The organism is Streptomyces sp. NPDC056222, assembly GCF_042264065.1.
Lineage (GTDB): Bacteria > Actinomycetota > Actinomycetes > Streptomycetales > Streptomycetaceae > Streptomyces.
In genome coordinates, this window is sequence record NZ_JBHJTL010000189.1 from 1 (window position 1) to 3,890 (window position 3,890).

The window sequence follows — 3,890 nt, forward strand, 5'->3', positions numbered from 1 at the left end:
CCTGGGGGGGGGGGGTGGGTGGTTCTTGGGTCAGGGGGGGTGTCGGGGGCTTGGGGTGCCCGGGGTTTTTGTCGCACCTGCCGGTTTAAGGCGCAGCCCGCAATCCCGTTGCTGCGCCTTCACGTGTGTCTGGCGTCGCGCGCCTCAGGCGCGCAGCTTCGCGGTGGCCGCGGCGCGGGCGGCGGCCACGGCCTCCGACTCCTTCGGCATACCGAGGCCGGCGCCCTTCATGGCGAGGCCGATGACACCGCCGAGGAGGACGACCCCCATGCCGGCCCAGAAGCCGACCTGGTTGGCCGCCACCATGAAGACTCCGGCGATGCAGAAGCCGATGAAGGAGATGATGACACCGGTCCAGGCGGCCGGGGTGTGTCCGTGGGCGCTGCCCGCCATGAGTTGCTCCTCGTTTGCTGTTGCTCGGTGGTGGCTCGGGTGAGGTCTCGCGTGCGAGGACACTCGTGCCACATTGTCCCGCACACCGGGGCGCGGGGATGAATCGGGGGTGGCCGGACGATCACGCGTCGCGCCACCCCTCCGCGATCAGCTCTCGTGCGTCGGGTCCTCGCCGCGGTCGAGGGCCTTCCACAGGTCCTCCGGCCGGTCGGCCGCGACTCCGGCCGCGGGTGCCTTGCGCGCGGCGCGCGGCGTGCCGGAGCGCTCGTAGCGTCCGCCCATCGTCGGCCAGCTCTTCCCGTACCGCAGGGCGAGCAGGCCCGCGGCGAGGATGAGCAGCGCCCCGGCGGCGGCGACGTACGGCCAGGCGGTGTGGGTCAGGCCGGACACCGAGGCGGCCGTGTCGCCGGTGATGCGCGCGGCCTCCGCGTCCAGCGCGTCGGTGTCGGACGCGCCGAGGAACGCGGCGAGCGCCGCGCCCGCGCCGCTGAGCGCGAGCAGGCCGGAGACCAGGGTGCGCCCGGCGCGGCGGACGGCGAAGACGGCGACGAGCGCGGCCAGGCCGACTATGGCGAGGGCGGTCGGCACACCGGTGACGGTGCCGCCGTCGGCCTCGACCGGCACGGTGCCGCCGCCCACCGACGCCGTGCCCTCGGCCCAGATCTGGCCCGCGGACAGCAGCACGACGGTGGCACCGAGGGCGCCGAGCAGAAGGGCCACGGCCAGGCTGCGGCGGCCACCGGACGAGGCGGCCGCGGCGCCCGCGCGCGCGGCTCGGGGCTGGGGTACGGGAACAGCACTCACGTACCCCACTATCCCTTACGCCCTCATGCGCCGTTCATCCGGTTGGCGGTGTGGACGGCGCGGAGGACGGCGGCCGCCTTGTTGCGGCACTCGTTGTCCTCGCCGACCGGGTCGGAGTCGGCGACGACACCGGCTCCGGCCTGCACATACGCGGTGCCGTCGCGGAGCAGCGCGGTACGGATGGCGATCGCGGTGTCGGAGTCGCCGGCGAAGTCGAGGTAGCCGACACACCCGCCGTACAGTCCGCGCCGGGACGGTTCCAGCTCCTCGATGATCTGCATGGCGCGCGGCTTCGGCGCGCCCGACAGCGTGCCGGCCGGGAAGCAGGCGGTGAGGACGTCGAAGGCGGTCCTCCCCTGCGCGACCCGCCCGGTCACGGTCGACACGATGTGCATGACGTGCGAGTACCGCTCGATCGACATGAAGTCGACGACCTCCACCGAGCCCGGCTCGCAGACCCGGCCGAGGTCGTTGCGGCCGAGGTCGACGAGCATCAGATGCTCGGCCCGCTCCTTGGGGTCGGCGAGCAGCTCCTCCGCGAGGTCGTGGTCCTCCTGCGGAGTGGCGCCGCGGTGCCGGGTGCCGGCGATCGGGTGGAGCATCGCGTGCCCGTCCTCGACCTTGACCAGCGCCTCGGGGGACGAGCCCACGACGTCGAAGCCGTTCTCGAAACGGAAGAGGTACATGTACGGCGACGGGTTGGTGGCCCGCAGCACCCGGTACACGTCGAGCGCGGAGGCACGGCACGGGGTCTCGAAGCGCTGCGAGGGGACCACCTGGAAGGCCTCGCCGGCCCGGATCCGCTCCTTGATGTCCTCGACGGCCTCCTGGTAGGCCGGACCGCCCCAGAGGGCCGAGAACTCCGGCAGCTCGGAGGCCGGCAGCGCGGCGGGCGGGTTGGCCACCGGGCGGGCCAGGTCGGCCTCCATCGTGTCGAGCCGGGCGACGGCGTCGGCGTACGCCTCGTCGACGCCGGTCTCCAGGTCGTTGTGGTTGATCGCGTTGGCGATCAGCAGGACCGTGCCGTCCCAGTGGTCCAGGACGGCGAGGTCGCTGGTGAGCAGCATGGTCAGCTCGGGGAGCTCCAGGTCGTCCCGGGTGGAGTCGCCGATGCGCTCGAGGCGGCGGACGATGTCGTACCCGAGGTAGCCGACCATGCCGCCGGTGAAGGGCGGCATCCCGGACGCCAGGTCACGGGGAGTGTGGAGGGCTTCGACGGTGGCGCGCAGGGCCTGCAGGGGGTCGCCGTCGGTGGGGACGCCGACGGGCGGGGTGCCGAGCCAGTGCGCCTGGCCGCCCCGGACGGTGAGGGTGGCGTCGCTGCGGACGCCGATGAAGGAGTAGCGCGACCAGGAGCGGCCGTTCTCCGCGGACTCGAGGAGGAAGGTGCCGGGGCGTTCGGCGGCGAGCTTGCGGTAGAGCCCGACCGGGGTGTCGCCGTCCGCGAGGAGCCGGCGGCTGACAGGGATCACGCGGCGGTCGGCCGCCAGCTTGCGGAAGGTCTCGAGGTCCATGGCGGCTGACCTTACTGGGAGAGCGGGAGCACGTCGGCGTCGAAGCAGGTGCGCGCGCCGGTGTGGCAGGCGGCGCCGACCTGGTCGACCTTGACGAGCACGGTGTCGGCGTCGCAGTCGAGGGCGACGGACTTGACGTGCTGGACGTGGCCGGAGGTGTCACCCTTGACCCAGTACTCCTGGCGGCTGCGCGACCAGTAGGTGCAGCGGCCGGTGCTGAGGGTGCGGTGGAGGGCCTCGTCGTCCATCCAGCCGAGCATGAGCACCTCGCCGGTGTCGTACTGCTGGGCGATGGCCGGGACGAGTCCGTCCGGGCTGCGCTTGAGGCGGGCGGCGATGGCCGGGTCGAGATTGCTGCTCATGCGGCCATTGTGCCGTGGCCGGCGGGTGTGTCCGGCGGACGTCCACTGGGCGGACCGGCGGCGCCGGTCGTACGCTGGCGAGCATGTCGACCCATGCCAAGCGTGAACGCCTGTTGCTCGCCGATCTGTTGGAGGCGGCCGGGCCCGATGCCGCGACGCTCTGCGAGGGCTGGCGGACCCGGGACCTCGCGGCCCATGTGGTGGTGCGCGAGCGCCGCCCGGACGCGGCCGCCGGGACGCTCGTACCGGCGCTGAAGGATCGTCTGGACCGGGTGCAGGCCGAGTTCGCGGAGAAGCCGTACGAGGAGCTGATCCAGCTCATCCGTACGGGTCCCCCGCGAATGTCGCCGTTCACCATCAAGCAGGTGGACGAGGGGGCGAACGTCGTCGAGTTCTACGTCCACGCGGAGGACGTCCGGCGGGCCCAGCCGGACTGGTCGCCGCGCGAGCTGGACCCGGTCTTCTCGGACGCGCTCTGGTCCCGTCTGGAGAAGGGCGCGCGGCTCCTCGGCCGGAAGGCCCCCGTGGGGCTGGTGCTGCGCCGCCCGAACGGGCAGACGGCGGTGGCGCACCGCGGCACGCCGGTGGTGACGGTCTCCGGCGAGCCTGGTGAGCTGACGATGTTCGTCTTCGGCCGCCAGGACGTGGCGAAGGTGGAGCTGGACGGGGAGCAGGACGCGATCGACCGACTGCACGAGGCGAAGCAGCTGGGGATCTAGGGGGTGTCTTGCCGAGCCGGCCTGTTCGGCCATACACCCCCGGGGGCCGCCGGGGCAAGGCGCGGCGGGGCCCCAGTCTCGGATACACAACAGACGCT

General features: G+C 73.0%; 5 protein-coding genes. 1 reads left to right on the forward strand and 4 read right to left on the reverse strand.

Translation table 11 applies throughout. From position 1 onward, the window contains the following. Positions 1 to 144: 144 nt before the first annotated feature. From ACFC0D_RS38185 to hisI, 4 genes are all read right to left on the reverse strand, one after another. Positions 145 to 393 (reverse strand): HGxxPAAW family protein, encoded by a 249-nt coding sequence (locus tag ACFC0D_RS38185; protein ID WP_376446637.1) that lies wholly within the window; start codon positions 391 to 393, stop codon positions 145 to 147. A gap of 147 nt (positions 394 to 540) precedes the next feature. Then, positions 541 to 1,206, reverse strand: coding sequence for a TIGR02234 family membrane protein (locus ACFC0D_RS38190; RefSeq protein WP_376446640.1), 666 nt, complete (start codon positions 1,204 to 1,206; stop codon positions 541 to 543). A 14-nt stretch (positions 1,207 to 1,220) separates the two neighbouring features. Next, the gene (locus tag ACFC0D_RS38195; protein ID WP_376446642.1) at positions 1,221 to 2,711 is read right to left on the reverse strand and encodes an anthranilate synthase component I; all 1,491 of its coding nucleotides are present in this window, start codon (positions 2,709 to 2,711) and stop codon (positions 1,221 to 1,223) included. Between the two features lie 11 nt (positions 2,712 to 2,722). Further along, a complete protein-coding gene (gene hisI, locus ACFC0D_RS38200; protein WP_376446645.1) occupies positions 2,723 to 3,073 on the reverse strand; it encodes a phosphoribosyl-AMP cyclohydrolase in 351 nt (116 codons plus the stop codon). 83 nt (positions 3,074 to 3,156) lie between these two features. Here hisI and ACFC0D_RS38205 point away from each other — a divergent pair, with 83 nt between their 5' ends. Next, positions 3,157 to 3,792 (forward strand): TIGR03085 family metal-binding protein, encoded by a 636-nt coding sequence (locus ACFC0D_RS38205; protein WP_376446648.1) that lies wholly within the window; start codon positions 3,157 to 3,159, stop codon positions 3,790 to 3,792. The last annotated feature ends 98 nt before the right edge of the window (positions 3,793 to 3,890 follow it).